General features: G+C 60.4%; 6 protein-coding genes and 1 pseudogene. All 7 read right to left on the reverse strand.

The features are described from left to right. Positions 1-188: pseudogene (locus RKP46_RS01755) on the reverse strand (F0F1 ATP synthase subunit alpha); the annotation flags it as partial. A 10-nt stretch (positions 189-198) separates the two neighbouring features. Then, a complete protein-coding gene (locus RKP46_RS01760; RefSeq protein ID WP_311105039.1) occupies positions 199-735 on the reverse strand; it encodes a F0F1 ATP synthase subunit delta in 537 nt (178 codons plus the stop codon). A 4-nt stretch (positions 736-739) separates the two neighbouring features. Beyond that, complete coding sequence (locus tag RKP46_RS01765; protein WP_311105040.1) at positions 740-1,210, reverse strand: F0F1 ATP synthase subunit B; 471 nt, start codon at positions 1,208-1,210, stop codon at positions 740-742. Between the two features lie 42 nt (positions 1,211-1,252). Continuing rightward, a complete protein-coding gene (gene atpE, locus RKP46_RS01770) occupies positions 1,253-1,522 on the reverse strand; it encodes a F0F1 ATP synthase subunit C (RefSeq protein WP_409194088.1) in 270 nt (89 codons plus the stop codon). Positions 1,523-1,598: 76 nt separating this feature from the next. Continuing rightward, on the reverse strand, positions 1,599-2,369 hold the full coding sequence (gene atpB / locus RKP46_RS01775) for a F0F1 ATP synthase subunit A (protein WP_311105041.1): 771 nt from the start codon (positions 2,367-2,369) through the stop codon (positions 1,599-1,601). Positions 2,370-2,386: 17 nt separating this feature from the next. Continuing rightward, complete coding sequence (locus RKP46_RS01780) at positions 2,387-2,746, reverse strand: ATP synthase subunit I (RefSeq protein ID WP_311105042.1); 360 nt, start codon at positions 2,744-2,746, stop codon at positions 2,387-2,389. 145 nt (positions 2,747-2,891) lie between these two features. Then, positions 2,892-3,409 (reverse strand): ParB/RepB/Spo0J family partition protein (locus RKP46_RS01785; protein WP_311105043.1); only part of this gene is annotated, 518 nt, incomplete at its 5' end.

Here is a 3,409-nt window from a genome sequence, read left to right on the forward strand (position 1 = left end):
GCCATGCCGAAGGTGTTGCCCGGGAATTCGAGCATTTCCCCCTGCATGACGTCGGTCAGGCCATAGATGCGGCAGATCCCGTCGGTCACCGAAACGACGGTCCCCTGGGTGCGCAGATCGGAACTGATCGTCAGATTGTCGATCTTGCTCTTGATCAGTTCGCTGATTTCGGAAGGATTCAACTGCATGGAATTTCTCCTAGTTCTTGAGCGCCAAGCTCAGGCTCTCCAGTTTTCCGCGTACGGAGGTATCGAGAACCTGGTCGCCGACCACAATCTTGACGCCGCCGATCAGCGATTGATCGACGACCACTTCGGCTGTCAGCCGGGTCTTGAAGCGCGTTTCCAGATCCGCAATCAACGCTTTGCGCTGTCCCTCGTCGAGCGGGAACGCGCTGTAGATCGTCGCTTCCTTGACGCCTTCCTGGGTCGCCTTGAGGGCCTCGAAAAGGCCCGCGATTTCGGGTAAGGCCGAGAGCCGCTCGTTGGCGGCGAGCACGTCGATCAGATTGGCTTCACCACTTCCCAGAGCCTGACCGATCAACGACTTGAAGAGCGCACTCTTCTGCACGGCCGACAGTTCGGGGTTGCCGATGCACGAGCGCATCCGTTCGTCCCGGGCAATCGAGGAAAGGAGCGAAAGCCGCTCGGACCAAACCCCCAGCGCGTTGTTTTCCTGCGCGATGCGGAATACCGCCTCGGCGTAGGGGCGCGCGATGGTGACGAGTTCAGCCATGGTGTCAGAGTTCCTGCTTGAGCGCGACCAGCATCTGGGCATGCGCCTTGGCGTCGACTTCGCGCTTCAGGATGCGCTCAGCGCCCGCCACGGCGAGATCGGCGACGCGATTGCGTAGCTCGGCCTTGGCGTGCTCCGCCTGTTGGGCGATCTCGGCTTTTGCGGCGGCAACCACCTTGTCGGCTTCGATCCTGGCTGCCCCCTTGGCCTCTTCGATCATTTGTGCGGCGCGCTTTTCGGCCGCGCCGACAATCTCTGCCGCCTTCGCTCTTGCTTCGCGCAGGGCGTCGGCGGACTTCTTGCCGGCCAGTTCAAGTTCGTGCTTGCCGCGTTCGCCGGCGGCCAGCCCGTCGGCGATCAGCTTCTGGCGATCGGCGATCGCTTTTTGCAGCGGTGGCCAGACATATTTCATCGTGATCCAGATGAAGACGCCGAACCAGATCGCCTCGCCAAGCAACGTTGCGTTGATGTTCACGCTAACCTCCTGTTACAAGAGTTGAAGCGAAGGAAGAAGCGATCAGCCGGCCTTGACAACGGCGATGAAGGGGTTGGCAAAGAGCATGAACAGCGCGATACCGACGCCGATCATCGTAACCGCGTCGAGCAGACCGGCAACGATGAACATCTTGACCTGCAGGGTCGGGATCATCTCCGGCTGACGGGCGGCACCTTCCAGGAAGCGGCCACCGAGGAGACCGAAACCGATAGCGGTACCGAGTGCACCCGCACCGATCAGAATAGCAACGGCGATGGCGGTGTTACCAAGCAATGTGGACAGGGCTTCCATTAGTTTCTCCTAATAAAACATGCTAAATGGGTTAAACAAGGACAACGTGAACCAAACTGGCGACCGGATGGCGCAATCAGCCGTGCGACTCGCTGGCCATCGACAGGTAGACGATGGTCAACATCATGAACACGAACGCCTGCAGGGTGATGATCAGGATGTGGAAAAGAGCCCACGGCAAAGCCAGCGGCAACTGCCACAAACCCATCAGCGCGATGAGAATGAAGACCATTTCGCCGGCGTACATGTTGCCGAACAGACGCAGCGAGAGCGAGATCGGCTTGGCGATGTCTTCGATGATCCGGAAAAGCAGGTTCAGCGGGGCGAGTTTGGCGCCGAAGGGGACGGTGAAGACTTCATGCAGGAAGCCGCCGACGCCCTTAACCTTGATGTTCATCACGATCATCACGGCAAACACGGTCAGTGCGGCAGCAAAGGTCAGATTGGGATCAGTCGTCGGTACTGCCTTGAAGTAGTGCACACCGGCAAAGCCCAGAAGGACCGGCAGGAAATCGACCGGGATCAGGTCCATCGCGTTCATCAGGAAAATCCAGACGAAGATGGTGATCGCCATCGGCGTGACCAGCGGGCTCTTCCCGTGATAGGTGTCTTTCACCTGCTGATCGACGAAGGAGAGGACCATTTCGACCGCCGCCTGCATCTTGCCGGGAACCCCGGAGGTCGCCCTGCCGGCAAGTCTGGCCATGCCGACGAACGCTACCAGGCCGAGTAGCCCGGAGACAATCAGCGTATCGAGGTGAAACGTCCAGAAGCCGTGCCCGACTGTCAGATTGGTCAGGTGGTGGACAATATACTCACTGGTCGTCAGCGCTCCGCCCGAAGCCATAATTTCCCCCTGTTCGACTAGCGCTGCCGGAGCAGCGCGATCCAATAAACTACGATTGTCGCTGCATACGCGAGGAAGAAGGGCACGGGGACCAGAGCGGCATAAGCAGTGAACACCAGGGAGAAGAGCAGCAGTGTGACGGCAAACTTGTAGCTTTCGCCCAGCACCTGTGCGTTGAGCGCCCTTCTTGCGTCGATCGCCACCCTCGCTGAGCGTAATGCCCGCCAGGCGTAGGCCAATGCACTTGCCATTGCGATGCCGCCACCCAGCACAGCAGACACGGCTGCGTCTATCCCCAGAGTAAGTCCCGCCACCAACCCAGCGAGCAACGTTACCAGCAACTGGCTGCGCAAGACCCAACGAACTTGAGGATGCACGGCCAGTTCCTCCAAAACGTGAGCAGCATAACAGACTCGTATAGCGGACGCAAACCGCACATGCAAAAAAGTTTCGATTCCTTGTTGTAGCGCGCCTTTCAGGCACTCCGGGCGAGCTTGCGGCAAGCCTATATGGTGCGTCGCGTCAAGCGCGCAGACGCTGCATGATTCCCTCGAGCTGATCGAGGTCGGCGAACCCGATGAGCAGCTTACCGGCCCCCCGCCGATTGGCACGTATGGCGACCTCGGCGCCAAGCAGGTCGGACAGTTCCTCCTGCAAGCGCAGCACATCGCGGTCCGGCTTGCTTGGCGCCACATCCTTCGGCGGGCGCAGCGCATACTGCACGAGACGCTCGGTTTCGCGTACCGACAAACCCTTGAGCACGACGCGTTGCGCCAGTTGCACCTGCAAGGCACCGGCGAGCGGCAGCAGCGCACGCGCATGGCCCATGTCGAGTTCGCCGGCCATCAGCAGTTCCTGCACCGGCGGCGCCAACTGGAGCAGGCGCAACAGGTTGGAAGCGGCCGGACGAGAGCGCCCGACGGCGTCCGCCGCCTCCTGATGAGTCATCGAGAATTCGTCGATCAGGCGCTGCAGGCCGAGCGCCTCTTCCAGCGGGTTGAGGTCCTCGCGCTGGATGTTCTCGATCAGCGCCATGGCCA

The sequence above is a fragment of the Accumulibacter sp. genome (genome assembly GCF_031732815.1).
Taxonomy (GTDB): domain Bacteria; phylum Pseudomonadota; class Gammaproteobacteria; order Burkholderiales; family Rhodocyclaceae; genus Accumulibacter.

Bases quoted from the DNA above. Each gene is read 5' to 3' on its own strand.
- RKP46_RS01760 (WP_311105039.1), bottom strand. From the start codon at position 735: ATGGCTGAACTCGTCACCATCGCGCGCCCCTACGCCGAGGCGGTATTC.
- atpB (WP_311105041.1), bottom strand. From the start codon at position 2,369: ATGGCTTCGGGCGGAGCGCTGACGACCAGTGAGTATATTGTCCACCAC.
- atpE (WP_409194088.1), bottom strand. From the start codon at position 1,522: ATGGAAGCCCTGTCCACATTGCTTGGTAACACCGCCATCGCCGTTGCT.